Origin of the sequence: Halomonas sp. DP5Y7-2, from assembly GCF_019802025.1 — a bacterium.
Classification (GTDB): domain Bacteria; phylum Pseudomonadota; class Gammaproteobacteria; order Pseudomonadales; family Halomonadaceae; genus Halomonas; species Halomonas litopenaei_A.
On record NZ_JAHVHY010000008.1, the window covers coordinates 238,791 to 263,215 of the forward strand.

At 60.2% G+C, this 24,425-nt stretch carries 30 protein-coding genes; 25 read left to right on the forward strand and 5 right to left on the reverse strand.

Annotation, left to right across the window (positions count from 1 at the left end; all coding sequences use genetic code 11):
* Positions 1-40: 40 nt before the first annotated feature.
* The 4 genes from KUW18_RS16535 to KUW18_RS16550 all read left to right on the forward strand — a co-directional run bounded on the left by KUW18_RS16535 (position 41) and on the right by KUW18_RS16550 (position 3,687).
* Positions 41-265, forward strand: coding sequence for a DUF3311 domain-containing protein (locus KUW18_RS16535; protein ID WP_222561898.1), 225 nt, complete (start codon positions 41-43; stop codon positions 263-265).
* On the forward strand, positions 258-1,733 hold the full coding sequence (locus KUW18_RS16540) for a sodium:solute symporter (protein ID WP_242520714.1): 1,476 nt from the start codon (positions 258-260) through the stop codon (positions 1,731-1,733). The genes KUW18_RS16535 and KUW18_RS16540 overlap by 8 nt, the downstream gene beginning before the upstream one ends.
* 223 nt (positions 1,734-1,956) lie before the next feature.
* Complete coding sequence (locus tag KUW18_RS16545; protein WP_222561899.1) at positions 1,957-2,613, forward strand: TetR/AcrR family transcriptional regulator; 657 nt, start codon at positions 1,957-1,959, stop codon at positions 2,611-2,613.
* Positions 2,614-2,706: 93 nt separating this feature from the next.
* Positions 2,707-3,687, forward strand: coding sequence for an MDR family oxidoreductase (locus KUW18_RS16550; protein ID WP_222561900.1), 981 nt, complete (start codon positions 2,707-2,709; stop codon positions 3,685-3,687).
* A 299-nt stretch (positions 3,688-3,986) separates the two neighbouring features.
* Here the strand turns inward: KUW18_RS16550 and KUW18_RS16555 are convergent, their stop codons facing one another.
* From KUW18_RS16555 to KUW18_RS16575, 5 genes are all read right to left on the reverse strand, one after another.
* Positions 3,987-5,045 carry a hypothetical protein gene (locus KUW18_RS16555; RefSeq protein ID WP_222561901.1) on the reverse strand — a complete coding sequence of 353 codons (1,059 nt, stop codon included), beginning with the start codon at positions 5,043-5,045 and terminating at the stop codon, positions 3,987-3,989.
* 1,012 nt (positions 5,046-6,057) lie between these two features.
* Positions 6,058-6,606 (reverse strand): hypothetical protein, encoded by a 549-nt coding sequence (locus KUW18_RS16560; RefSeq protein WP_222561902.1) that lies wholly within the window; start codon positions 6,604-6,606, stop codon positions 6,058-6,060.
* Positions 6,596-7,576, reverse strand: coding sequence for a DUF4747 family protein (locus tag KUW18_RS16565; protein WP_222561903.1), 981 nt, complete (start codon positions 7,574-7,576; stop codon positions 6,596-6,598). Before KUW18_RS16565 ends, KUW18_RS16560 begins: the two co-directional genes overlap by 11 nt.
* A 630-nt stretch (positions 7,577-8,206) precedes the next feature.
* Positions 8,207-9,286: a phage portal protein gene (locus KUW18_RS16570; protein WP_222561904.1), complete on the reverse strand. Its 1,080-nt coding sequence runs from the start codon at positions 9,284-9,286 to the stop codon at positions 8,207-8,209.
* Positions 9,283-11,055 (reverse strand): terminase large subunit domain-containing protein, encoded by a 1,773-nt coding sequence (locus KUW18_RS16575; protein WP_222561905.1) that lies wholly within the window; start codon positions 11,053-11,055, stop codon positions 9,283-9,285. Before KUW18_RS16575 ends, KUW18_RS16570 begins: the two co-directional genes overlap by 4 nt.
* A 140-nt stretch (positions 11,056-11,195) precedes the next feature.
* On the opposite strand from KUW18_RS16575, the gene KUW18_RS16580 reads away from it, so the two are divergent.
* The 21 genes from KUW18_RS16580 to KUW18_RS16680 all read left to right on the forward strand — a co-directional run bounded on the left by KUW18_RS16580 (position 11,196) and on the right by KUW18_RS16680 (position 24,386).
* Positions 11,196-12,017 (forward strand): GPO family capsid scaffolding protein, encoded by an 822-nt coding sequence (locus KUW18_RS16580; RefSeq protein WP_222561906.1) that lies wholly within the window; start codon positions 11,196-11,198, stop codon positions 12,015-12,017.
* A gap of 15 nt (positions 12,018-12,032) precedes the next feature.
* Positions 12,033-13,043, forward strand: a complete 1,011-nt coding sequence (locus tag KUW18_RS16585; RefSeq protein ID WP_222561907.1) for a phage major capsid protein, P2 family — start codon at positions 12,033-12,035, stop codon at positions 13,041-13,043.
* Positions 13,044-13,053: 10 nt separating this feature from the next.
* A complete protein-coding gene (gene gpM / locus KUW18_RS16590) occupies positions 13,054-13,827 on the forward strand; it encodes a phage terminase small subunit (protein ID WP_222561908.1) in 774 nt (257 codons plus the stop codon).
* A 111-nt stretch (positions 13,828-13,938) separates the two neighbouring features.
* On the forward strand, positions 13,939-14,409 hold the full coding sequence (locus KUW18_RS16595) for a head completion/stabilization protein (RefSeq protein WP_222561909.1): 471 nt from the start codon (positions 13,939-13,941) through the stop codon (positions 14,407-14,409).
* Entirely contained in the window at positions 14,409-14,621 is a 213-nt protein-coding gene (locus KUW18_RS16600) for a tail protein X (protein ID WP_222561910.1), read from the forward strand. The genes KUW18_RS16595 and KUW18_RS16600 overlap by 1 nt, the downstream gene beginning before the upstream one ends.
* A gap of 16 nt (positions 14,622-14,637) precedes the next feature.
* The gene (locus tag KUW18_RS16605; RefSeq protein ID WP_222561911.1) at positions 14,638-14,982 is read left to right on the forward strand and encodes a putative holin; all 345 of its coding nucleotides are present in this window, start codon (positions 14,638-14,640) and stop codon (positions 14,980-14,982) included.
* Complete coding sequence (locus tag KUW18_RS16610; RefSeq protein ID WP_222561912.1) at positions 14,979-15,251, forward strand: phage holin family protein; 273 nt, start codon at positions 14,979-14,981, stop codon at positions 15,249-15,251. The genes KUW18_RS16605 and KUW18_RS16610 overlap by 4 nt, the downstream gene beginning before the upstream one ends.
* Complete coding sequence (locus tag KUW18_RS16615) at positions 15,251-16,051, forward strand: N-acetylmuramidase domain-containing protein (protein WP_222561913.1); 801 nt, start codon at positions 15,251-15,253, stop codon at positions 16,049-16,051. The genes KUW18_RS16610 and KUW18_RS16615 overlap by 1 nt, the downstream gene beginning before the upstream one ends.
* Positions 16,048-16,485, forward strand: a complete 438-nt coding sequence (locus KUW18_RS16620) for a 3TM-type holin (RefSeq protein WP_222561914.1) — start codon at positions 16,048-16,050, stop codon at positions 16,483-16,485. The genes KUW18_RS16615 and KUW18_RS16620 overlap by 4 nt, the downstream gene beginning before the upstream one ends.
* Positions 16,482-16,964 (forward strand): phage tail protein, encoded by a 483-nt coding sequence (locus KUW18_RS16625; protein WP_222561915.1) that lies wholly within the window; start codon positions 16,482-16,484, stop codon positions 16,962-16,964. Before KUW18_RS16620 ends, KUW18_RS16625 begins: the two co-directional genes overlap by 4 nt.
* Before the next feature lie 11 nt (positions 16,965-16,975).
* Complete coding sequence (locus KUW18_RS16630) at positions 16,976-17,431, forward strand: phage virion morphogenesis protein (RefSeq protein ID WP_222561916.1); 456 nt, start codon at positions 16,976-16,978, stop codon at positions 17,429-17,431.
* A 68-nt stretch (positions 17,432-17,499) separates the two neighbouring features.
* Positions 17,500-18,072, forward strand: coding sequence for a phage baseplate assembly protein V (locus tag KUW18_RS16635; RefSeq protein ID WP_222561917.1), 573 nt, complete (start codon positions 17,500-17,502; stop codon positions 18,070-18,072).
* Positions 18,069-18,407: a GPW/gp25 family protein gene (locus KUW18_RS16640; RefSeq protein WP_222561918.1), complete on the forward strand. Its 339-nt coding sequence runs from the start codon at positions 18,069-18,071 to the stop codon at positions 18,405-18,407. Before KUW18_RS16635 ends, KUW18_RS16640 begins: the two co-directional genes overlap by 4 nt.
* On the forward strand, positions 18,404-19,312 hold the full coding sequence (locus tag KUW18_RS16645; protein WP_222561919.1) for a baseplate assembly protein: 909 nt from the start codon (positions 18,404-18,406) through the stop codon (positions 19,310-19,312). The genes KUW18_RS16640 and KUW18_RS16645 overlap by 4 nt, the downstream gene beginning before the upstream one ends.
* Entirely contained in the window at positions 19,305-19,937 is a 633-nt protein-coding gene (locus KUW18_RS16650; RefSeq protein ID WP_222561920.1) for a phage tail protein I, read from the forward strand. The genes KUW18_RS16645 and KUW18_RS16650 overlap by 8 nt, the downstream gene beginning before the upstream one ends.
* Before the next feature lie 24 nt (positions 19,938-19,961).
* On the forward strand, positions 19,962-21,053 hold the full coding sequence (locus tag KUW18_RS16655) for a phage tail protein (RefSeq protein ID WP_222561921.1): 1,092 nt from the start codon (positions 19,962-19,964) through the stop codon (positions 21,051-21,053).
* A gap of 278 nt (positions 21,054-21,331) precedes the next feature.
* Positions 21,332-21,625 (forward strand): hypothetical protein, encoded by a 294-nt coding sequence (locus KUW18_RS16660; RefSeq protein WP_222561922.1) that lies wholly within the window; start codon positions 21,332-21,334, stop codon positions 21,623-21,625.
* A gap of 544 nt (positions 21,626-22,169) precedes the next feature.
* Positions 22,170-23,312, forward strand: coding sequence for a phage tail sheath protein (locus KUW18_RS16665; protein WP_222561966.1), 1,143 nt, complete (start codon positions 22,170-22,172; stop codon positions 23,310-23,312).
* 38 nt (positions 23,313-23,350) lie between these two features.
* The gene (locus KUW18_RS16670; protein ID WP_108449103.1) at positions 23,351-23,860 is read left to right on the forward strand and encodes a phage major tail tube protein; all 510 of its coding nucleotides are present in this window, start codon (positions 23,351-23,353) and stop codon (positions 23,858-23,860) included.
* A 59-nt stretch (positions 23,861-23,919) separates the two neighbouring features.
* Entirely contained in the window at positions 23,920-24,240 is a 321-nt protein-coding gene (locus KUW18_RS16675) for a phage tail assembly protein (protein WP_222561923.1), read from the forward strand.
* A 26-nt stretch (positions 24,241-24,266) separates the two neighbouring features.
* Positions 24,267-24,386 (forward strand): GpE family phage tail protein, encoded by a 120-nt coding sequence (locus KUW18_RS16680; protein ID WP_222561924.1) that lies wholly within the window; start codon positions 24,267-24,269, stop codon positions 24,384-24,386.
* The last annotated feature ends 39 nt before the right edge of the window (positions 24,387-24,425 follow it).

Consider the following 24,425-nt stretch of genomic DNA (forward strand, 5'->3'; position numbering starts at 1 on the left):
AAAAGCTTCCACGACCACAATCCACAACAAGAGGTCTCTCATGAAACACTCCACTGGCATGCCGTCGAAAGGCCTGCTGCTCTACTTCGTGCTTTGCCCCCTGGCCATGGTCTGGCCAGGGGCTCTTATCGCCAATCGCATCGACCCCATCATCCTTGGCATGCCCTTTTTCATGTTCTGGTACGTCGCCTGGGTCTTCGCCCTCTTCGTCGGCCTGGTGATCGCCTATCGCAAGGACGCCGAGAAGGAGGTGGATCATGAGTGATTCGATGCTGATCACCGCGATGACGGTGGGCTACCTGGTGGTGGTCCTGCTGGTCGGCCTGCGCGCTCGTCGCGGTCAGACCTCATCGCTGGAAGGATATGTGGCGGGCGGCCGCCATATGGGCCTGCTGGTGCTGTTCTTCATCCTCGGCGCAGAGATCTTCTCTGCCTTTGCCTTTCTCGGTGCTCCCGGCTGGGCCTACAGCAAGGGCGCTCCGGCGTTCTATATCATCGCCTACCTGACCCTGGCGGTCATCGTCTGGTGGCTGATTGCACCGCACATCTCTCGACTGGGTCGGCGCCACGGGTTCCTGACTCAGGCCGAGTTCCTGTCAGCCTGCTACCCCACACCGAAAAACCTGCTGGGACTGGTCATTGGTGTGGTCAGTGTGCTGGCGATGATTCCCTATCTGACGATTCAAATTGCCGGTGCTGGCCTGCTGTTCGAGGCCGCGACCTCGGGCACCATCCCCTTCTGGCTCGGCAGCCTGCTGGCATGCGGGGTGGTGGCCGCCTATGTCTACGCCAGCGGCCTTCAGGGCATCGGCTGGACCAACCTGATGCAGGGCTTGATGATGGTCGTCATCGCCTGGGCCCTCGGACTGACGACAGCCGAGCAGTTCTTCGGCGGCGTCGGCGAGATGTTCCAGCAGATCAAGGATCAGGCACCGGAGTATCTGACCATGCCGGGCGCTACCGGAATGGGCTGGGGTGCCTTCTCGACCGCTGTACTGGTCAGCGCGCTGGGCTGCGTGATGTGGCCACACATCTTCATGAAGTTTTACAGCGCGCGGGACGTCAGGACGCTCAAGCGGGTGTTCGTGCTGTATCCGCTTTACAGCTATCTGCTGGTGCCGCTGCTGATCATTGGCTTTGCCGGTATCGTGCTGCTGGCGGATACGCCGCTGGAATCCCCAGACCAGGTGCTGTTGACCATCGTCGTGGAGCTGGCTGACCTGCCGGCCTGGGTCATCGGACTGGCGCTGTCCGGCGCGCTGGCCGCCGCCATGTCCACGGCGGCCAACCTGGCGCATACCTCCGCCACCATACTGGTCAGAGACGTCGTCCAGTTCGCACCACGCATGCGTGCCCTGCCCGAGCAACAGGCGCTGTCGATGACCCGCTATGGCGTCATCGTGATCTCACTGCTGGCCTATCTCCTGGCGCTGGCCAATCCTGGCTCACTGGTGAGCCTGCTGCTTGGCGCCTACGGCATCATTGTGCAGCTACTGCCGATGCTGCTGGGGGCTCTTTTCTGGCGGCGTGCGTCCCAGACGGCGGCCTTTATCGGGCTCAGTGTCGGCGCAGTGATCACCCTGCTGCTGCAATTTGGCGTGGACGCGCCATTCGGCTGGCATCCGGGATTCTGTGGGTTGGTCATCAACTCGGCCATCTTCGTGGTCATCAGCTTGATGCGTAAATCCAGCGAGTCTCGTGCCCCCGTGGAGAGTCTGTCAGCCCAGGCCTGAACCAACGCCTGACATAGGCGATATCCCCATGGCCAGCGTCCCCTCCGGGCGCTGGCCATTCGTATGTTGCGCTATCCCCCACGCATCACGTCTCTAGGCGTCCTGCTGCCCCCCGTATCCAACGCTGTCGACCTGCATCGCCTGCCGACGTCAGACATGCCGTCAGGGAGGTCTCGACCTTGGTGGCAATTGATTTTATAGACGCCTGGTCTAAAATCTCTCCATGACTCACGCAAACACCAAGCGCCGAGGGCGTCCCCCCAAGACCGACTACCGCATCGGCACCCAGGAAGGCGATGCCCGGGCCGCCCTGATCGCCAGCGGCCTCGAGACGCTGACGGAACATGGCTACCTGGGGGCTGGCCTGGAGGGAATACTCAAGCGCGCCGGCGTGCCGAAGGGGTCCTTCTACCACTACTTCGCCAGCAAGGAAGCCTTCGGCCAGGAGGTCATGGAGCGCTATGCCAGCTACTTTGCGGGCAAGCTCGAGCGCCACCTGATGGATACTTCCCAGCCGCCCCTTGCCCGACTGCTGGCCTTTGCCGAGGACGCCAAGGCCGGCATGGCGCGCCATGGGTATCGTCGCGGCTGCCTGGTCGGCAACCTCGGCCAGGAGGCGGCCGGGCTGCCCAGCCACTATCGCGAGTGGCTGATCGAGACCCTGGCAGACTGGCAGCAGCGCCTTGCCGCGTGCCTGGAAGAGGCCCGCCAACGCGGTGATATCGCCGGCGACAGCGACTGCATGCTGCTCGCCGAAGCTTTCTGGATTGGGTGGGAGGGTGCCATCATGCGCGCAAGACTCGAGCGCGGCCCACGCCCCATCGACGTCTTCACGTCACACTTCCTCGCCGGGCTGCAGCCCACTTCGCCAGCACCCTGACGCTCATGAGCGGCATCCTGAAGCCGCTGCCATGCATCCTGCGGGACCTTCCCGCGACACCTCATAGACACTCAGTCTAAAAAGGAGCCAGCCATGTTCAAGGCCATCGTGATCCGCAAGGAAGACGACCACCAGCAGGTTGCCATCGAATCCATCCACGAACAGGACCTGCCTGAAGGCGATGTTACCGTCGCGGTGGACTACAGCACGCTGAACTACAAGGACGGCCTGGCCATTACCGGCAAGGGCCCGGTCGTGCGCATCTTTCCCATGGTGCCGGGGATCGACCTGGCCGGCACGGTGACATCATCCTCCCATGGGGAGTTTGCGGTGGGGGACCAGGTAGTGCTGAACGGCTGGGGAGTCGGCGAAACTCACTGGGGCGGGCTGGCGGAGAAGGCTCGTCTGAACGGTGACTGGCTGATTCCACTACCCACGGCCTTCTCGACCAAGAGTGCGATGGCGATCGGCACCGCGGGTTACACCGCCATGTTGTCGGTCATGGCGCTGGAGCGTCATGGCGTCACCCCCGACCAGGGCGAGGTCCTGGTGACGGGCGCCAGCGGTGGCGTCGGCAGTTTTGCGGTGTCTCTGCTGGCCAAGCTGGGCTACCAGGTAACCGCCGCCACCGGCAAACCCCACGAGGCAGAGTACCTGACGTCCCTCGGGGCCCGTACGATTATCGATCGCCAGGAGCTCACGCAACCAGGCAAGCCCTTGCAGAAGGAACGCTGGGCGGGCGCCATCGATAGCGTTGGCAGCCACACCCTGAGCAATGTTGTGGCCTCCACCCGCTATGGCGGCACCGTCACCTGCTGCGGCCTGGCCCAGGGCATGGACCTGCCTGGTACGGTCATGCCCTTCATTCTGCGCGGCGTCACCCTGGCGGGCATCGACAGCGTGATGCAGCCCAAGGCGGTACGCATGGCCGCCTGGCAGCGTCTCGCCGAACTGCTGTCCAATGACAGCCTGGAGCAGATCGCCACCGAAATCCCCCTGTCACAGGCGGTTGGCGCGGCAGAACGGCTGATCGACGGCCAAATCAAAGGCAGAGTCGTGGTCGCCACCCGCTGACGCCCCCACCACCCACTGACACGGCACTGAATGTGCGCAGTGGACGGGTCACAGCACCCTGCATGCCGGTGGCGTCAGCGACGGGTATGCAGGGTCGACAAGCCGTCTCCCAGTGCACTTACCAATCGCGCTACCCGCAGCAGTCGCCACGTTGTGGGAACTACACGACAACGCGCTCAAGGTTAACCGGAGATTGTAATGACCCCCTGGTTTCTGCACTCAAACACTCAAGAACAGCAGAAACGCACCCTACACCAAGACATAGCCTTAGAGCTTATAGGGAAAACAATGGTCGTTAATCAGTTTTGAAAATTTCGCATTTCGTTATTAGAAATAGCTCTTTGAATATCGACAAGAAATGATATTGATTGTTCGGAGTGAGCAGGAAAAAAACTAGGTCCTCTGAAACCTGACAAGATAGCAATAAAATACAAACTGTTAAGCATGTTAAGGAGTCTCAAGTATGAGGACTCATTAATGCTATCAAAACTAAGGCCATGTAAAATAGAGTGTCTATTCAGAAGGATATCACTTTCGATCCTATCGGTATGCTCATATAGCTGCCTTTCAAAGAAAAGCTTAAAATTCTTGAGCATCTGAATCTGTTCATTTTCATTTTCATTTTCAAGGAAATCGATTGTAATCACATGTTCCGGAAACCATGTGTATTCCTTGAAAATTCTGTCTCTGATGTCTTTACATATTGTTTCGACCACCTTAATAAGATTACGTCCTCCAACTTCTCCTTCATCCCCACCTTTGACCAATCCTATTTCTCTGATAACACCTTCAATACAGGGAATGATTGTCATAACGGCGGCATATAACAAGCCAGCGTAATAACATCCAATAGACTGCTTGATGGCGCCTATATATTTATTAAACGGAGGCAGGATCGACCACCTTTCAGTGAAAAATTTAGCAACATTTTCGGGAGTGTACAATTCGGCAAGCACCTTGCTCGCCATAAATTCTTTATCCTCACATGCGCTCAGCTTTTCACCTTGTTGGGAAAGATAGTGAGCATTAAAAAATGGCGGAACGATAAGACCTGCCTCGTAAAAACTATCCCTCAGTTTTCTTGCACTCGATGACTGAGCACTGAATGCATTTTTCGCTGGAAAAAAGCAAATTTCATCTTCTATAGAGACCCGATACCCATATATTCTTCCAAATGATTGAACAAAGACTTTTTCAACATTTGCTCTAGCGTATTCTTTTCTAATCTCAAACTGAATATCTTCCGCATCTTTATCTAATAACTTCTTCCTTTTCATCAGCCTGAAAACACTGCATATTTCACTTTTATTCATAAAAGACCAATATCCAATTTTTAAAAAGAAATAAGGAAAGAGCATATATAACATTTTTTCAAAGCATGCAAAACACGGGTACAAAATAAAGTGAAAAATTCGCGTAACTCTGCAGGATTTTGCAAAAAAACTACTCTTACTATGTCTTAGCTGCAACCAGGAGTGGTGTGACTGCAGCACATCTGAATGGGTGCGTAGAAACCCGCACGTTTAGAGCGCGGGCGGGGCGGGGTGTCGACGGCGCGCCAGGGGGCGCTGCAGGGTGGTCAGAAGGCTCAAAGGCCGCCTGTAACCACCAGCTGTTCTTCACTCAATGGTGATGACGCGCTGGCCACCAGACGCCCACTCCAAGCTGTGATATGCCCTGCGTGGCGAAGGGCAAGAACGTCTCGAATCAAGCGATGAAAAAAGCCGCCCTGGTCAGAGGGTGGAGGTATCTGAAGGACGAGATTGTTGAAAGGGACGAATACTACCGTGACGGATCAAGGCACCCATCTTCGGCACCATCCAGCGAGTAGCTTCGGAAGCTCACGATCTCTTCACCTGCCCACTCGTCAACCTCGCGCATAGCCGCCTGAAGGGAGCTGGTGTACTTGCTGAGTCGTGCGAAAAGGTTGGTGCTGAAGCCGAGGGGCACTGCCCCTCGGCTGGTTAGCTGGGGAAATGTCACTATTGACTAGCGATCTTCTGATTCTGGATAGGAAGATGGTTAAGCGCTAAACCTGGACACAAAAAAACCGCCTCGAGGGGCGGTTTTGATGTTGCAACAAGCTTTTGATTTCCAACCATCTTTTAGATGGTGCCGGCACCAGGAGTCGAACCCGGGACCTACTGATTACAAGTAAAATCAATTAATGAGTATTTTCAAATAGTTGAGATCATTCTGACTACGTATAAGCCCTCATACCATACAAAAAAATCAACAACTTAACGAACCGAAATACGCAACCTCGGGATGGCAAGAACCATGGATTTCAACATTTCCACAAATCAAGTTGTAGAAAGACAATTTTTCATTTCTGACTATTCCAAGCTCACAGCGGGATGCCAAAGCACCCTAGCGTTTTTTTCTCCGGCGAAGTGAGCCTGAATAAACCGCAGCGAGCATATCGTATAACACAAAAAACGAATACACATTGAAAACACCAAAGTACCAAAGCCCAGCACCATCACCAGAAACAACTAAATAATTAATTATAAAAGCGGTCAGCATTACCATCAAAGGAAATGCCATATCCACCGAAATCAAAAATGCTTTTCCTCTTGTTTCAACATCATCATTTAGCATCTCGAACTTTTCTGAGGAAAAAACGATCGCATAGAGTCCTATTGCAAACCCCAGAATGCTGGGGTATGCATTTTCAATCATTCTAGACAGATTGCTGTCAAAGTCAGAAAGAAAAAAAGACCCTAACAAATAGAAAACAAATGACCCAAACAAAGGAAGGAGAAGCCTCCTCCCCCATAAACAAAACGGCGCGATAACTCTTTCACTTTTACCCAGCTCCTCTCCCCATGCATATTTATTTAAAATAACAAAAAAATAGTAGATAGGGGCAAATATTCTAAAAATGTACCTACATATCAGTTCTATCCTAGCTTTCATCCATATCACCTTGAGCGTCTTGAACATTTTCCTGTTCAGTCAAAGCCATATTCTTGTTCACATTTTCACCGGACACCATTGACTTTTGAATTGCTCTAGGTATTGAGACATTTATCCTACTGTTCAGTTCCTCTTCCGATACGTATGTTTTTCCATCGTCTTCAGTTACGTCAACGTCAATTTGTACCGGCCTATCATCTGTATTGAAGCTTTCACGCTTTCCAGTATCACTATCCAAATATCGAATAGTGGCTTGTCCTGATGGAATGGACAGGATCAAAAGCGCCATGGCAAAACTTGACAAGCCAGACATCATTCCACCACGAGCAGACTTTTCCTGATGCTGGACCTTATTTATCCCCTTTTCTTTCAGCTCGTCGTGAAGTTCTTTTTGATCTTGGGAAAAGCTGTCAAAAGAGTTGTTAAATGTAGCAGTTATATTCGCATTATAGAATCCAGAAGCTTTACTATTCAAATCTGCTATCAGTCCGTGATCACTAAGGAGTGACACTGAAAGCGCATGATCTGGATATAACAATTCGCTCACATCATGAAGCATATGGGAAATTATTTTTTTAATCACAGATACTGCAGGCAGCCTTTTTCCAACTTGCAAGGCTAGTATATGATGTTCGAATGAGTAGAAGAAATAGAAATCGTATGCCTCACTGGAAGCAGGTAAGCTATCTGCTGAAAATAGCGTCTGGTCAGTATAAGTTTGTACCAGCTTGTCAACTTGGTTGAATTTCTTCAAGTATCCACTTGCATAGTCTTCTGTTATTTTAAATGGCTTAAATGTGTGAAAATTATTTCTTGACTCAAGCGCAATTTTTTCAATTTCGCGTTTTTCCCAATAATGCCCAACGATTTCATTGCATCCTTCAAATACTTTTTTATATCCTTCTTTTCCAACGAATTCCCCATCCCCAACCACAGGCAGAAGCTGAACATTAAAGTAACAAAATTGCATTTTTATCCCTGCGAAAATAAATATAAAGAATTGCGATTCTAAATTTTTATACGGCACTGCCTTCAACCTCTTATATAATACACTTCCCGTGCATCATTTCAAAATGACTTCAGGCTCAAGAAAACATCAAAAAACCACTAACTTTAAATTTTTCAAATGCTTAGCAATATCCGGCGCAAGCCCTCGGCGAAGACCCCGGCTATCTCTATGGGTGAGGGCTGGCACCAAAGTCGTATGTGGGCAAAACTGCGGAGATGTGCATGAGCAACCACTTCCGTCTAACCGCCAAGAAGTCCAGCAATGGCGGGACCTGAGACCGGGATGCATGCATGCATAAAAAATGCCCAAATTAGAGCGCGGGCGGGGCGGGGTGTCGACGGCGCGCCAGGGGGCGCTGCAGTGTGGTCAGAAGGCTCGTAGGCCGCCTATAACCACCAGCTGTTCGCCATCTCGAATTCACTCAACGGTGATGACGAGCTGACCACCAGACGCCCACACCAAGCTGTGATATGCCCTGCGTGGCCAAGGGCAGGAACGTCTCGAATCAAGCATTCAAAACGAGATGAAGAAAGCCACCCTGGTCAGAGGGTGGCGGTATCTGAAGGACGAGGTTGTTGAAGGGATCGAGTGCTACCGAGACGGATCAAGCCCCGCGTCTTCGGCACCATCCAGCGAGTAGCTTCGGAAGCTAACGATCTCTTCACCGGCCCACTCGTTGACCTCGCGCATGGCCGCCTGAAGGGGCTCGAGCTCGTTGGCCACAAATACCCTGGCGGCCTTCTCGACGTCACCGAATCCACCGGTGTTCTGCGGGATGATCCCCATCAGCTGCGGTGGAATGCGGTGACCGGCAAGCTGATCATCCCGGGTGATGTTCTTGATGTTCCAGAAGTCGTCCTTGGCTGCGACCTCCGATACCGGGATGACCTGGACGCCGTCCTTCTTGCCATTGGGCGAGTACAGGAAGAGATTGCGGAAGTTGCCGGGCCCCTTGGAGTCCTTCAGGGCCTGGCGCATGGCGTCTATGTCCTTCTGGTCATGGGCGGGGTCGCTGACGTACATGATGAAGCCGGCGTGTGAGCCGTTCAGGAAGTAACGACGCCTGAACAGGGTGGCGTTCTCGTTGAGCCACGCGGATTGCAGGCTGCCCAGGTAATCCGGCACGCCATAGATGCCCTGGTCAATGTCCGGCTCGAGCAGGTGGACCACCCGCCCCTTCGGCAGTTCGGTTCGATCGATGAAGTTGGGGACCCACCAGTAGCGCTCGCCGTTGAGGCCACCACGACGCACGTAGCGAGCGCGTAAGTGGCGAAACGGAAGGCGGCGCCCCAGGCGTCCGACAACTTCCTCCAGGTAGGCGTTGCCAAACACCAGGTAGTCGAGCGCCAGGCCGCTGAACGCCTGCCGCCCCAACAGTGGGTGAGGCTTGAAGGTGCGCAGCAGGATATTTCGCTTCACCTGCAGCGCGCTGCCATGGTGAGCCGTTGCCCGGTAGGACTTGGCCAGGATATCCAGCGGTACCGGTGGCTCGTACCACTCATCCGAGGAAAGCCAGAGCCCCTCGTAGAAGAAGTCACGCATGCTGGTGACGGGCTCGGGATCACCGAAGCTGAACGCCTCGGTCCGGGCGCGCGGTGCCGCCGGTGCCGAGTTGGTGGCGGAGTAGCCCGCCGGCAGGCGGACCCGGGGCTTGCTGGCGGAAGCTGTCATTCGAAGATCTCCATCAGGGGTTGGCCGGCCCCGTCGGCGGGGCCATCGATAGGTTCGTGAGAGAGGGCGTGCATCGTCGCCCAGGCCAGATCGGCATGACCGGTCGCCTGGGTGCGGCCGCTGACATAGGTGAACTGCCGGCCGGAAGCGGTCAGCTCACGCTTGATGGCCATGAAGGACTGCGCCAGGTCCGACCAACCCGCATCGAACTCCAGGCGACTTTTGCGCATGATCTGCTGTGCCTGCATCACCAGGCGCGCCTTGACGGCGGGGTCGTAGCGGAATCGCACCAGGGTCGGGAACCACTTGGCCACGTGCTCGGCTACCGCCTCGCCGATCCCGGTCACGTCGATGCCGATGTGCTCGATGCGATAACGGCTGGTGAGCTTGCGGATCTCCGCCGCCTGCTTCTCGTAGTCCTGCCCTTTGAGCCGGTGGCGCTCAAGAATGCGATGGCGCTCATCGGCACTTCGCGCCGGCAACACCACCACTAGGCCTGCACCGTCGCCATCCTCACCCGTGCCGGTGGGGTCATAGCCGACCCACACGCCGCGATCCCCCACCGGACGAGGAGCGAACGGTCTGAAGTCGTCCCAGACTTCCCAGCTATCCACCATGCAGGGGTGCACCATGGCCAGTGGGAACGCCGACTGGCTGTCGTCAACGAACTGGCACATCAGCAGGTTGGCGAATTCCTCGTCGGAATACTCGAGGCGCAGCTGGTCGAGGTCGAACAAATCGCACCCGCCAGCGATGGCGTCTTCCACCGTGACGATCTGGCGCCATTGACCATCGGCACACAGTTGCCCCCCAGCACAGGCGGAATGGGAGACATCGAACTCGGCCCGGTCCTTCTTTGGCCGTCGCTTGTTGAACAGCTCACCGGACCAGAATGGGTAGGCTTGATGCCCCAGGCTCGAGGGCGTCGAAAAGTAGGTCTGGCGCCATTTCTTGTGCATGGCCATGCCAGAGGTGACCTTGCGGAACTCCTGGAAGCGGTGGATCCAGAAGTACTCGTCGAGGTAGACGTCACCGTGATAGCCCTGGGCCGTTTTCGAGTTGGTGCCGAGAAAGTGCAGCTCGGCCCCGTTGTCGAGGACCAGCGGCGAGCCCTTGAGCTCAACGTCGGCGACCTCCTTCACGAACTGGACGATGTAGTTGCGGAAGATGTGAGCCTGGGCCTTGCTCGCCGACAGAAATATCTTGTTTCGCCCTGTCTTGAACGCATCGACGATGGCTTCCCTGGCGAAGTACCAAGTGGCCCCGATCTGGCGTGACTTCAGAATGTTGCGGATACGGTGCTTGTGTCCCGCGTCGAGCCACTGGTGCTGGTACTCGAAAAGCGATTCGAGAAACGCCGCTTCGAGCGCCTCGACCTGCTCGTCATCCAGGGCGTTGCGTTTCTGCTTGCGCCGCGGGGCCTCGTTGCGCGCCGTAATATTGGGATTGAGGTCGCTTTCCTTGCCGGTCTCCTGGTAGCGGTGCACCCGAGCCAGTCGCTCGATCTGGCGGCCCAGCAAGTCGATCTCCTTGAAGTCACGGCCCTCCTTCACTTCCTTGCCAATCAACTGCACTAGGCGAGCCTCGAGCGCACCCTCGACGCGCTCGGTAGGTGAAGCCTGTTCCCAGCCGCCGCGATTCTTCCAACTGTGCACGGTGGAGGGCTTTTGTCCGATGAACTCGGCGATACGCGCCACTCGCCATCCCTGCCAGTACAGGTGACGGGCCGTGAGGCGCGGAGAGTTGGGGTCTGGGGGCATAGTCGTCATGCCGCCAGCCTAACCGTGAGGAAGGCTGCCGCATGTTGCTGATTCTTGTACCAGAGGGCCGGTACAACGCGGTTCGGTTGAGTCGCTCGCGTGGGGTGCGACCCTGACGGCAACACCGACACCGCACCCCGAGGAAGCCCATGGCACGCTGGTTCCGAATCGCCACCGAAGGCGCAACCACAGACGGCCGCAAGATCTCACGCCAGTGGATCGAGCAAATGGCCGCCAACTTCGATCCCGCCAAGTACGGCGCCCGAGTCTGGCTCGAGCATATGCGCGGCATGTTCCATGACGGCCCATTCGCCGCCCTGGGCGACGTCACCGCCGTCAAAGCCGAAGAGGTCGAGGACGGCAAGATGGCGCTCTTCGCGACCATCGACCCCACCGACCGGCTGAAGCAGATCAATGCCGAGCGGCAAAAGATCTACACCAGCATCGAGGTCGATCCCGAGTTCTCCGATACCGGTGAAGCCTACCTGGTAGGGCTGGCGGTGACCGACTCCCCGGCGAGCCTGGGCACCGACATGCTGCAGTTCAGCGCCAATCAGGGCGAAGCCTCTCCGCTGCACGGGAGAAAGCAGAAGCCGGGCAACGTCTTCACCGCTGCGGTGGAAACCGAGCTGGACTTCTCGGAAGAGCCGGGTGGTGATTCCGACAAGCCCGGTCTATTGGCCACCGTCAAGGCGCTGTTCAAGAAGCACGACGCCAAGACCGACAAGGGCTTCGCGGACTTCCGCCAGGACCTCGAGCAGACGCTTGGCTTGTTCGTCGAGAGACATCAGGCGCTGTCCGACGATCTGCAAGGTCGCCCATCCGCCGAGGCGTTCCAGGAACTCAAGGGCGCCCATGACGAGTTAAAAACGCAGTTCGACGAGCTGTATCGCCGACTCGACCACACCCCCGACACCCCGAATCGCGCCCCCGCCACTGGCGGCGGTGACGCCGTACTGACCGACTGCTGATAAGGACCGCCGCCAATGCGCAACGACACACGTATCGCCTACAACAAGTACTTGGAGCGCCTGGCCCAGCTCTCCGGTGTACCCAATGCCACTGAAAGCTTCGCCGTTGAGCCCAGTGTTCAGCAGAAGCTGGAAGACAAGCTGCAGGAGACCAGCGAGTTCCTCAGTCGGATCAACATCATCGGCGTCGATGAGCTCAAGGGTGAGAAGCTCGGCCTCGGCGTCGCTGGTCCCATCGCGGCACGAACCAACGTCTCGGACAAGGACCGGACACCGCGCGATATCTCGACGCTCGACGCCAACGGTTACGAGTGCGTCAGTACCGAGTTCGATACCTTCTTGCCGTGGAGCAAGCTGGACGCCTGGGCCAAGTTCCCCGACTTTCAGGCCCGCGTGCGCAATGCCATCGTTCGCCGCCAGGCGCTCGACCGCATCATGATCGGCTTCAACGGTACCAGTGCAGCCGCCGAGACCAACCGCGTCGCCAATCCGATGTTGCAAGACGTCAACATCGGCTGGCTGCAGAAGTACCGTAACGATGCTCCTGAGCGTGTGCTCTCCGAGGTGGTTGCATCCTCAGGGCAAGTCACGGTCGGCAATAACGGTGACTATGCCAACCTCGATGCCCTGGTCTTCGATGCTGTCAACGAGATGATCGAACCCTGGTACCGCGAGGACACCGGCCTGGTCGCGATCATGGGGCGCAAGCTGCTTGCTGATAAGTACTTCCCGCTGATCCAGCAACACGCCGAGACACCCACCGAAGCCCGGGCCCTCGACATGCTGGTAAGCCAGAAGCGTGTCGGCGGCCAGCAGGCCATGCGGGCTCCCTTCGTGCCGGATGACGCCATCCTGATCACCAGCCTCGAAAACCTGTCCCTCTACTGGCAGCGCGGCAGCCGTCGCCGCTATCTGAAGGACAAGCCCGAGCGGAAGCGAGTGGAGAACTACGAATCCTCGAACGACGCCTACGTGGTCGAGGACTACGGGTTTGGCTGTCTGGTCGAGAACATCACCTTCGTCTGAGGAGTGCCCCATGGCTGAACAGAACGGGCGCCTCAGTCCCGCCCGCAAGCACTACGCCCAAGTCTCCGCCGCCATTGCGGCGGGGACCGCAGACCCCAACCGCCCCCAGACCGGGGATCAGTACGAGCTGCATGCCGCCGCGCTCTGGGAGCACCGCCGCACGCTCAAGGGTATCAAGAGCCTCGAGGCCAAGATCACCAAGAAGCGCGAGATGCTGGCCGACTTCGACGCCTACGTTGCCGGCGTCCTGGCCGGTGGCACAGGTGCCCAGGACGACGTGCTGATGACCGTGATGCTCTGGCGCCTCGACGTCGGCGATCTCGCTGGCGGCATCGCTATTGCCGAATACGCCATGCGCCATGGCCTCGACACACCTGACCGTTTCGAGCGTGATACCGCCAGCCTGGTGGTCGAGCAGGTCGCCGAAGAAGCCATGCGACGACTCGAAGCCCTCCAACAGCAGGGAGACCAGGAAGGCGATCAAGAGAGTGCCGAGGTCGAAGCGGCAAACCACGCGGCGGAGCTGGCCATGCACCTGACTCGTGTCGAGGCCCTGACCCGTGATGCGGACATGCATGACCAGATCCGCGCCAAGCTCCACAAGGCCATTGGCTATGCCCAGCGCGCTCGGGGCGGTCACGATGCAGATGCCCTCGGTCACCTGAAGCGGGCCCTGTCGCTCAATGAGCGCGCCGGCGTCAAGAAGGAGATCGAACGCCTCGAGCGAACCCTCGCCAAGGCGGAAACCACCAACGACGGCCAGGGTGAGACCAACCAGGCCTGAACCGAGTCGCACGCCGACGCCAAGGGGGCGCCGGGGGAGAGCGGGCCGAGGCCCCCATCTCGTCGATCCCGGCCCACCCCCTTCTTCAACGGCAATTGAGAACACCACGCCATGTCACTGATCGCCTACAACGTCCCGACCCGCGAAACACCGGCGGAGTCCATCGAGAACAACGGCTTCTGGCCGTCGCTCGATCCCCAGGACTACCGCGCCGCCGAACGCGTCGACGGAAGTATCACCGATGCTCGGGTGGCCATGGCGCTTCGCGTGGCCATGGCCGACATCAACCGCCAGTTGGCGGACTGGCAGCAGGATCGACAGGCCAGTGGTAGCAGCACCATCACTGACGTCGAAGCACCTGGCTGGATGCCGCCAGACAGCTACCCCCTTCTCTACCGCCGAGCGGTCTATGCCACCGCCACGGCCTCACTGATGGAGCGCTATCGCGACCATAGCGCCACCGGCGAAGGCGACGAGCGCGGCGAGGCGAAGGACCTGGCCGCCGACGACTACCGCCGCGATGCGCGCTGGGCGGTCAGCGAGATCCTCGGCAAGGCGCACACCACGGTGGAGCTGATCTGATGCCCAAGGTGCGCACCCAGCAGGACGAAACGCTGGATGGCCTGTGCTATCGCGTACTCGGACGCACCGGCAGCGTCACCGAGCAGGCCCTGGAGCTCAACCCGGGGCTAGCGGAACTCGGCCCCCTGCTGCCTCAGGGCTTATTGATCACCCTGCCCAACGAACGGCAGGCCGCCCCGCTTCGGGCCGACACCCTGCAGCTCTGGCGATGACACTCACGAGGAACCCATGGCCGAACCAAGCACTGCCACCGCCGTCGCCACCGCTACAGGACTTGCCGCCCTGATCGGATGGTTACCCGGCGTCGACGCCAATGCCGTCATCGGTGCCTTCTGCGGCGCCACACTATTCGTGATCAGCGCCAAAGATCTCCCGATCATCATTCGCCTGACTTATCTGATGATCAGCTTGCTGATCGGCTATCTCGGCGGGCCCCCGGTACTGGGCCAGTGGGTGCCACACAGCGCAGTGTCTGCATTCATCGCCAGTGCGACAGCGGTGACCGCAGGCCTGCGTGCTATCGAAGGGGTCAAGACACTCGACATCAAGTCGCTACTGGGAGGCCGAAAGTGACCACCTCCACGCTCATCACCCTGCTCTGCGCTCTGTTGATCTGCACCAGATTACTCACCTTCCGTCGGCGTGGTGCTCGCTACCGGCTGGGCTACTCCTGCACTGCTTGGCTTCTGATCGCTGGCACCGGAACGGTGGCCATTCGCATTCTGACCCAAAGTGGCTACCCCGCTGGATGGGGCATTGCTCTCGTCATGGCGGTGTTGGCATGGCTGGTATCGCGTGCCCGAGGCAACGTCGCCCAGGTCATCAAACTGAGGAGACTGTAATGCTTCTTCGGCTAGGGGACACCGGCTACCGGGTTGAAGCCCTGCAACAGGACCTGCGGCGTGCCGGGCAGGACATCGACGTGGATGGCTGGTTCGGTGACGACACCGAGGCCGCTGTGCGAACCTTCCAGCGACAGCGCAGTCTGGTCGTCGACGGCATCGCCGGCCCCAAGACCGTTCAAGCGCTCAAGGGGCGACCGGACCCACTTGCCCTGACACAAAGCGATCTGGTGACAGCCGCCAACCGGCTCGGCGTAGATCTCGCCGCCGTCATGGCCGTCAACGAGGTCGAATCCCGGGGCCGCGGATTCCACCCCACCGGCGAACCGGTAATCCTGTTCGAGCGGCACATCATGCGCCGACGACTGATCCACCATGGCATCAACCCGGTGCCCTACCAGGAAAGCCAGCCCGACATCGTCAACGACAAGGCCGGCGGCTATGTCGGCGGTATTCGCGAGCACAAGCGCCTCGACCGCGCCCACGCCATCCACGTCGCCAGCGCCTGGGAGGCCGCCTCCTGGGGACTGTTCCAGATCATGGGCTTCCACTGGCAGGTGTTGGGCTACGAGAGCATCGAGGCCTTCGCCCTCGCCATGCAACGTGACGAGGCGGCGCAGCTCGATGCTTTTGTGCGCTTTATCGAGGTGGACCCGGGCCTGCACCGAGCACTGAAGTGGCTCGACTGGCGCGACTTCGCCCGCCGCTATAACGGCCCCGCCTTCGAGCGCAACGACTACGACACCCGGCTCGCCGCCTCCTATCGGCGTTACAACCAGCAACTGGAGACCGCCGCATGAACCTGATCGGCAACATCCTCACTACCGTGGCCGGCCCCATCTTCGACGTCATCGATCAGGCCGTGGAGGACAAGGACCAGGCCAACCGCTTGAAGGCGGAGATCCAGCGCCGTCTGATCGACCAACAGGACGCCGCGCTGCAGGCTAGCATGAAGGTCATCCTGGCCGAAGCCACCGGGGAAAGCTGGCTGCAACGCAACTGGCGTCCCCTCTTGATGACGGTCATCGTGGCCATCGTCGGCAACAACTACCTGATCGCGCCCTACCTCGGCGCTATGTTCGGCGTCGGCCTTCAGCTCGAGCTGCCCGACGCCCTGTGGAATCTGATGACCCTGGGGGTCGGCGGCTACATCGCCGGGCGCAGCGGCGAGAAGATCATCGGCACCCTGCGCGGCCCACGCGGTCGCCTGCTCGACGAGATCGCCACACGATGAACAAGCTCATCTCGCTACGCGACCACCTGATCGGCGCCGTCGCCGAGCTCAAGCGCAATCCCGACAAGCTGCTGACCTTCATCCAAGACGGCAGGGTCGCTTTTCATCGTGGCCAGCACCTTAGTCACGAGTACCGGGTTCCTGCCCAGCTGGTCATCACCGACTACAGCGGCACCCTGGACACCGTCATGATCCCCCTGCTCCAGTGGCTGTCCCGCTACCAGCCGGACCTCGACCCTGACGAGGCCGTCACCATCGAGGCAGAGATTCTCGACAACAAGCGCTGGGATCTGGCCTTGACCGTCCAGCTCACCGAGCGGGTGGTGGCCCTGGTGGACTGCGACGCGGGCCATATCAACGTCGAGCACCGCATGCCCGAATACCCGATTGATCCCTGCCCGGCGAACGCCTGGCAGATGAGCATCAAGGGGCCAAGCGACCAGGACTACAAGCTGGCCGCCGAGTGGTCATCGGACTGAGGACGAACGGTATGACCGACGACCTCCAGGCGCTCGAAGACTGGGTCACTCCACTGCTCGATAACCTCAGCTCGAAGGAGCGCCGCGCCCTGGCGCGTCGAGTGGCCCAGGCGCTGAGGCGTTCCCAACGCGAACGCATCAAGGCCCAGCAGAATCCCGACGGCTCCCCCTACGCGCCACGCAAGCCACAGCGGCGCGCCCAACAGGGCGCCATCCGTCGCCGCACCATGTTCGCCAAGATACGCACCGCCAAGTACCTCAAGGCCCGTGCCCAAGGTGACACCGCCGAGGTGAGTTTCGTCGGTCGCGTGGCCCGTATCGCTAGGGTCCATCAGGACGGGCTTCGCGCCAATGTAGACCGTGACGGCCCCCGCGTGACCTACACCCAGCGGCGCCTGATCGGCTTCAGCGACGCAGATCGGGGTCTGATTCAGGACACGGTACTCGAGCACCTCACCCGCGAATGATTGTCCCGGGCCCCCGGGACAACGCCCGCCGCTGGTCTCGCCACAAGCCCCCTGCCGAGAATGGCCGCATGAGACATCAACCCCTGCACGGTGCCGCCGAGCTGCTGCGCCTGATCCATAACCTGATCCGCTTTGGCACCATCGCCGAGGTGGATCACTCGCGTGCCCGGGTCCGGGTGAAGAGCGGCGAGCTGCTCACCGCCTGGCTGCCCTGGATCGAAGGCCGCGCCGGCACCACCCGGGACTGGGACCCGCCCACCACCGGCGAGCAGGTGGTGCTGTTCTCCCCCGGAGGTGATCCGTCTGGCGGTGTGGTGTTGGTTGGTCTGTTCTCTGACGCCCACCCCGCTCCGACCGACCTGCCCGAGCTCTGCCGCCGACTGTTTCCGGACGGCGGGCTGTTCGAGTACGACCACAAGAACAGTGTGCTGCGCATCAAGCTGCCCGGACGCGTGGAGATCGAGGCTCCGGGCGGCACGGTCTGGCTCGGAAACATCGATCACCAGGGCGACATGGCCCGAGCCGGCAGCTATTCCCAGGACGGCGGTTCACTGACCCACAACGAAGTGAACATCGGCCACAACCACCCCCACGATGGTGTCGTGCCCGGCAGCGGACAAAGCGGAGGACCCGTCCAATGACTGGCATGAACGCGGCCACCGGGCGCCGGCTCGACTACGTCGACCATCTGGGCCAGAGCGTCACCGATATCCTGACCACTCCGCTGGGCACCCGAGTCATGCGCCGCGACTACGGCTCGCTGCTGCCAGAGATGATCGACCGCCCGTTGACCGATGCCACCCTGCTCCAGGTCTACGCCGCCACGGTGATGGCGCTGCTGCGCTGGGAGCCGCGACTGCGCGTCACGGCGGTACGCACGAGCCTCAGCACCACCAGTCCAGGGCGGGTCGTGCTAGACCTCGAGGCCCAGACCCGTGAAGGCGAGACCGTCAGCCTGGAGGTGCCGCTGGCATGAGCACCATCGATCTGTCCCAGCTACCCGCACCCCAGGTCATCGAGGCGCTGGACTTCGAGGCCATCCTGGCCGAGCGAACCGCTGCCCTGCTCGAGCTGGTCGGCGACGAGCGCCGTGCCGAGGTGGAGGCCACCCTGGCACTCGAAAGCGAGCCGCTGACCAAGCTGCTTGAGGAAAACGCCTACCGCGAGATGATCTGGCGACAGCGAGTCAATGAAGCGGCCAAGGCGGTGATGCTCGCCTACGCCAGAGGCAACGACCTCGAGCAGATCGCCGCCAACTTCGAGGTGGAGCGCCTGGTGGTCAGCCCCGGTGATCCGAATGCCACGCCACCGGTCGCTGCCGTACTGGAAAGCGACGATCAACTACGCCTGCGCGCCCAGCGGGCTTACGAAGGGCTCAGCGTCGCCGGGCCCCGCGGCGCCTACGAGTTCCACGCCCTGTCCGCCGATGGCCGGGTGATGGATGCCAGGGCCACCAGCCCAAGCCCGGCGGTGGCTATCGTCACCCTGCTGTCGTCCGAGGGCGATGGCACCGCCAGCCAGGAACTGATCGACCTGGTCGACGCCGCCCTGTCCGCCGAGGACATCCGGCCCGTGGGTGACCGCCTCACGGTACAGTCGGCCACCATCGTCGACTACAGCGTCGATGCCACCCTCTACGTCTACCCCGGCCCCGAGCAGGAGCCCATTCTGGCCGCCGCCGAGGCCGCCCTGGCTCGCTACATCGGCGAACAGCGTCGCCTGGGCCGTGACATTCGCCGTTCCGCGCTGCATGCGACGCTTCACGTCGAGGGTGTGCAGCGGGTGGAACTCACCGCGCCGGCGACCGACGTGGTACTCGACGTCACCGAGGCCGCCCACTGCACCGGGACAAGCGTGACCATCGGGGGCAGCGATGAGTAGCGCCGAGCGTATCCGCCACCTGCTGCCTTCCAACGGCACAGCCCTGGAGCGTGCCGCCGCCGAAGCGCTCGCTGAAATCCAGCGTGTGCCGGTGCCCTTACGCGATCTATGGCGACCCGAGACCTGCCCCGCCCACCTGCTGCCCTACCTGGCCTGGGCCTTCAGCGTCGACCGCTGGGACCCGACCTGGACGGTGGCCACCAAGCGCGGCGTCATCGCTCAGGCGTTCTACGTCCACCGTAAGAAGGGCACCATCTCGGCCCTTCGTCGTGTCGTCGAACCGCTGGGCTACCTGCTGGAGGTCGTGGAGTGGTGGGAGACCAGCCCCGAGGGAATCCCCGGCACCTTCGCCCTACGTATCGGCGTGCTCGACACCGGCATCACCGACGGCATGTACCAGGAGCTCGAGCGGCTGATCGACGACGCCAAGCCACTGACGCGTCACGTCATCGGCCTGGATATCGCCGGCGAGAGCCGTGGCCTTATCCACGTGGGCGCGGCCATCTACGACGGCGACGTGACCGAGGTATATCCGTTCGCCCCTGGCGACATTGAGACCACCAGCCCCTTCTTCGTCGGTGCCGCCGTCCACACCATCGACAGCGCCACCGTCTTTCCTCTCTAAGGCCGAACATCAGGAGCCAGACCTATGCCCCAGTTCTACACCCTGCTCACCGATACCGGCCAGGCCAAGATCGCCAACGCCGTGGCCCTCGGTACCCAGATCGAGATCACCCAGATGGCCGTGGGCGACGGTGGCGGCAACCCGGTTACGCCGAACTCCAGTTCCACCAACCTGGTCAATGAAGTCCGCCGCGCCCCGATCAACGCCGTCCAAACCGATGACGACAACCCCACCTGGATCGTCATTGAGCAGGTGCTGCCGCCCGACGTCGGCGGCTGGACCATCCGAGAAGTCGGCGTGTTCGACGCAGCCGGCGACCTGATCGCCACCGGCAACCTACCCGAGACCTACAAACCGGTGCTGGCCGAAGGCTCCAGCCGTACCCAGACCATCCGTGTGGTGATGGAAGTCAGCGACACCGCCGCCGTGACGCTGAAAGTGGATCCTAGCGTGGTGCTGGCGACGCGGGAGTATGTGGACCAGCAGCGCCTGGCCCATGAGCAGAGCCGGAATCATCCTCTGGCTACCGAATCCGAAAAAGGAATGGCGATCAAAGCCACTCAAATAGAAGTAAATTCCGGAGAAGATGACGGCAAATTTATTACCGCTAAGAAGCTTAAGAACTGGGGAGTGCAGTGGGTCAAATCCGCGACGGAGACTGTTGTTGGGATGCTCAAGGTAGCAACTCAGGCACAAGTAGATAAGGGAAGTGACGACGCAACGGCAGTGACACCGAAAAAATTACGCAGCGGGTTTTCAAGTAGCTTTGGAACAAATGGCTATGTGGGATTACCCACCTGGCTAGGTGGCGTTATTTTTCAATGGGGTTATGTTTCATTCACTGGTCCTGATAGCACAGGAAGCTCTAGCCCTGCGAGCAGTTCAGGTCATTTTCACGGTGTAGTTACATACAACGCATCGTGGCCAATACCATTCCCGAATAGCGTGTTTTGTGCTTTTTCTAGTACGCAAGGCGATGGGGCAGAGGGTGGTGAGCTAGTCTCAACCCTGGCTGGCGTTGGTACACATGATCTTGTTGGTCGCGTATATCGTATGGGAGGGAGTAATACGAGCGGGGAATCTGCCGGTGTAGTTTATTTCGGAATTGGTAAATGAAGGAGGATTTTATGTATTACAGCCCCTCTCAAAACCGGTTTTATGACCCATCCTTTCTTTCTAGGTATAAGGCTGGTGGAGCATGGCCAAGCGACGCAATAGAAGTCTCACGAGATGAGTGGCGAACTTACGGAGCTAGTTCCCCTCCGCCAGGAAAACAACGTGGAGCTACTATAGAAGGTCGACCAACTTGGGTCGAGATTCGCCCGTTAGACTACACGCTTAATGAGCTTGCAGTAGCTGCGAAGATCCGTATCAACTCCGGCTACCAGGCCGAGATGGGCCAGATCCTCAACGACTATCCCCACGCGGAAACACTGACCTTTGACAAGCAAGAGCGCGAGGCACGCCAGTGGCAGGCGGACAACCGCGTGGCCACGCCCTATATCGACGCCATGCTGGTCGAACGCCCCCTGGACAAGGCCGAGTTGGTGGGGCGCATCCTGGCCAAGGCTGATGCGTTCACCCAGGCCAGCGGCATGGCTACCGGAAAACGCCAGCGCCTTGAGGATGATGTAAAGGCCGCACTGGAAGCCGAGGACCGCGACGCCCTGGAAGCCATCACCTGGTGACCTGATCGCCACCGACAGCACCAGAGGCCCCGCTTAAGCCCGCCCATCGGCGGGCTTTCTTGTACCGGTGGGCCGGTACAACAGCCACGTCTTCACCCTTTAGGGTGCGCCACGCACAGTGATGGCACGCAGCACTGCCAACCGCTTTCACTTGCCAGGAGCGCCACCCATGGCCCAGGACTACCATCACGGCATTCGTGTCGTCGAGATCAACGAGGGCACCCGACCGATTCGCACCGTTGCAACAGCGGTGATCGGCCTGGTGGCCACCGCACCGGATGCCGCCCCCGGCGTCGCCGCAAGCGCCACCGTCGATTTTGCCGCCGCAAATACCAGCATCATCTACACCGCCGCCAATGCCGGTACCGACGGCAACGCTATCCGCGTGCGCTACCTCGACCCAGGCACCGCCTCAGCTGCGCTGGCCGTCAGCGTCTCCGGCAGTGACATCACCGTCAGCCTCGCCACCGATGCCGAGGGCGACCTGGTCAGCACCGCCAGCGAAGTGGTCACGGCGTTCAACGGCGATGCCGCCGCCAGCGCCCTGATTACCGCTGCCAACACAGCCGGATCTGGCGGTACCGGCGTGGTGTCAGCGGTGTCCTTCACCAAGCTGACCGGCGGCCAGGATGAGCCATTCCCGCTCAACACACCGGTGCTGATCACCGACATCCTCGCGGCCCAGGGCAAGGCCGGCTCCGAGGGCACCCTCGCCCGCTCCCTCGATGCCATCGCCGACCAGGCCAAGACCCTGGTGGTGGTTGTGCGGGTGGCCGAAGGCAGCGATGCCGACGAGACCAAGAGCAACGTCATCGGCGGGGTGAACGCCAGCGGCAAGAAGCTCGGTCTGCAGGCCCTGCTCGCCGCCGAACAGCGCTTTGGCGTCAAGCCCCGGGTGCTCGGAGTGCCGGAGTTGGACGACGCCGACGTCGTCAGCGAGCTGATCGGCGTCGCCCAGAAGCTGCGCGCCTTCGTCTACGCCTCCGCCTTTGGCTGCACCACCAAGGAAGAGGCGGCCATGTACCGGGAGAACTTCGGTGCCCGCGAGGTGATGGTGATCTGGCCCGACTTCACCGGCTGGGACACCGCCACCCAGAGCACCCGCAACCACCCCGCCGTAGCCCGGGCGCTGGGCATGCGCGCACGCCTGGACAACGAATTCGGCTGGCACAAGACGCTCTCGAACATCCCGGTCAATGGTGTCACCGGCATCAGCCGTGATGTGTTCTGGGATCTGCAGGACCCAGCCACCGACGCCGGCTATCTGAACAGCCACGAGGTCACCACCCTGATCAATCGCGGCGGCTACCGCTTCTGGGGCTCGCGCACCTGCTCAGTGGATCCCCTGTTCGCCTTCGAGAACTACACCCGTACCGCCCAGATCATCGCCGACACCATCGCCGAGGCCCACCTCTGGGCGGTGGACCTGCCGATGCACCCTAGCCTAGTGAAGGACATCATCGAGGGCATCAACGCCAAGTTCCGCGAGTGGAAGCGCCTGGGCTACCTGATCGATGGCGTCGCCTGGTTCGACCCCGAGATCAACACCCCCGAGGTGCTCAAGGCCGGCAAGCTCTATATCGACTACGACTACACCCCGGTGCCGCCGCTGGAGAACCTGATGTTCCAGCAGCGCATCACCGACCGCTACCTGATCGACTTCGCCGACCGCGTCGCCGCCGCCTGATCGCCGGGCTCAGCGAAACGCCCAGTTAGGAGAACCCCATGCTTCCCAAGATCCTCAAGGACTACAACCTGTTCGGCGACGGCCACAACTGGCAGGGCCAGGTGCCCACCGTCACCATCCCCGAGCTCGCCCGCCGCATGATCGAGTACGAGGGCGGCGGCATGGATGGCCCGGTCGAGGTCGACATGGGCCAGGAGCTGATGACGATGACCTGGACCACCGGTGGCCTGGTGGTCGATGGCCTGTTCGACAGCTTCGGCTCCCCGGTACATGACGCCGCCCTGCTGCGCTTCACCGGTAGCTACGAGAGCGACGAGACCGGCGAAACCGTGCCGGTAGAGATCGTTGCTCGGGGCCGCCACAAGACCATCGCCATGGGCGAGGCCCAGAAGGGTGACAAGTCCGACTGGGAGATCACCACCACCCTCACCTACTACAAGCTCGTCATCGATGGCGAGACCGTCATCGAGCGCGACGTGCCGGGCTACGTCTTCACCGTGCGTGGCGAAGACCGCCTCGCCCAGCGCCGCGCCAACCTCAACCTGTAACCCAGCGCCGCCCCCGGGCGGCGTAGGCCTTCACCTGACTCAGACCCAAAGGACTCACCATGACCGATACCCCCAACGTCGCCGAGCTGCCCAAGCCGATCACCGAGACCGTCGAGCTCGACACCCCGATCACGCGCGGCAAGACCATCGTCACCGAGATCCAGGTGCGCAAGCCCAAGTCCGGCGCCCTGCGCGGCGTCTCGCTCACCGACCTGCTGCAGATGCAGGTCGCCGCCCTGACCACTGTGCTGCCCCGCATCACCGAACCGGCGCTGACCGAGGCCGAGGTGCGCGATCTCGATCCCGCTGACCTGGTCCAGCTGGGAGGCACAGTGGCCGGTTTTTTGGTGCCGAGGAAGACGCGCGAGGCGAGCGCCTAGCCCTGCCCGAGCGCGTGGACGACGCCATGGCGGACCTCGCCATGGTGTTCCACTGGGGCCCGCCGGAGATGGAGACCATGAGCCTGGCAGAGCTCATGTCCTGGCGGGAACAGGCCCGCAGGCGCGTCGAGCCAAGGAAAGGTTGAGCCCGCCCACCAACACCTGACTCACCCGCACTGCTACAC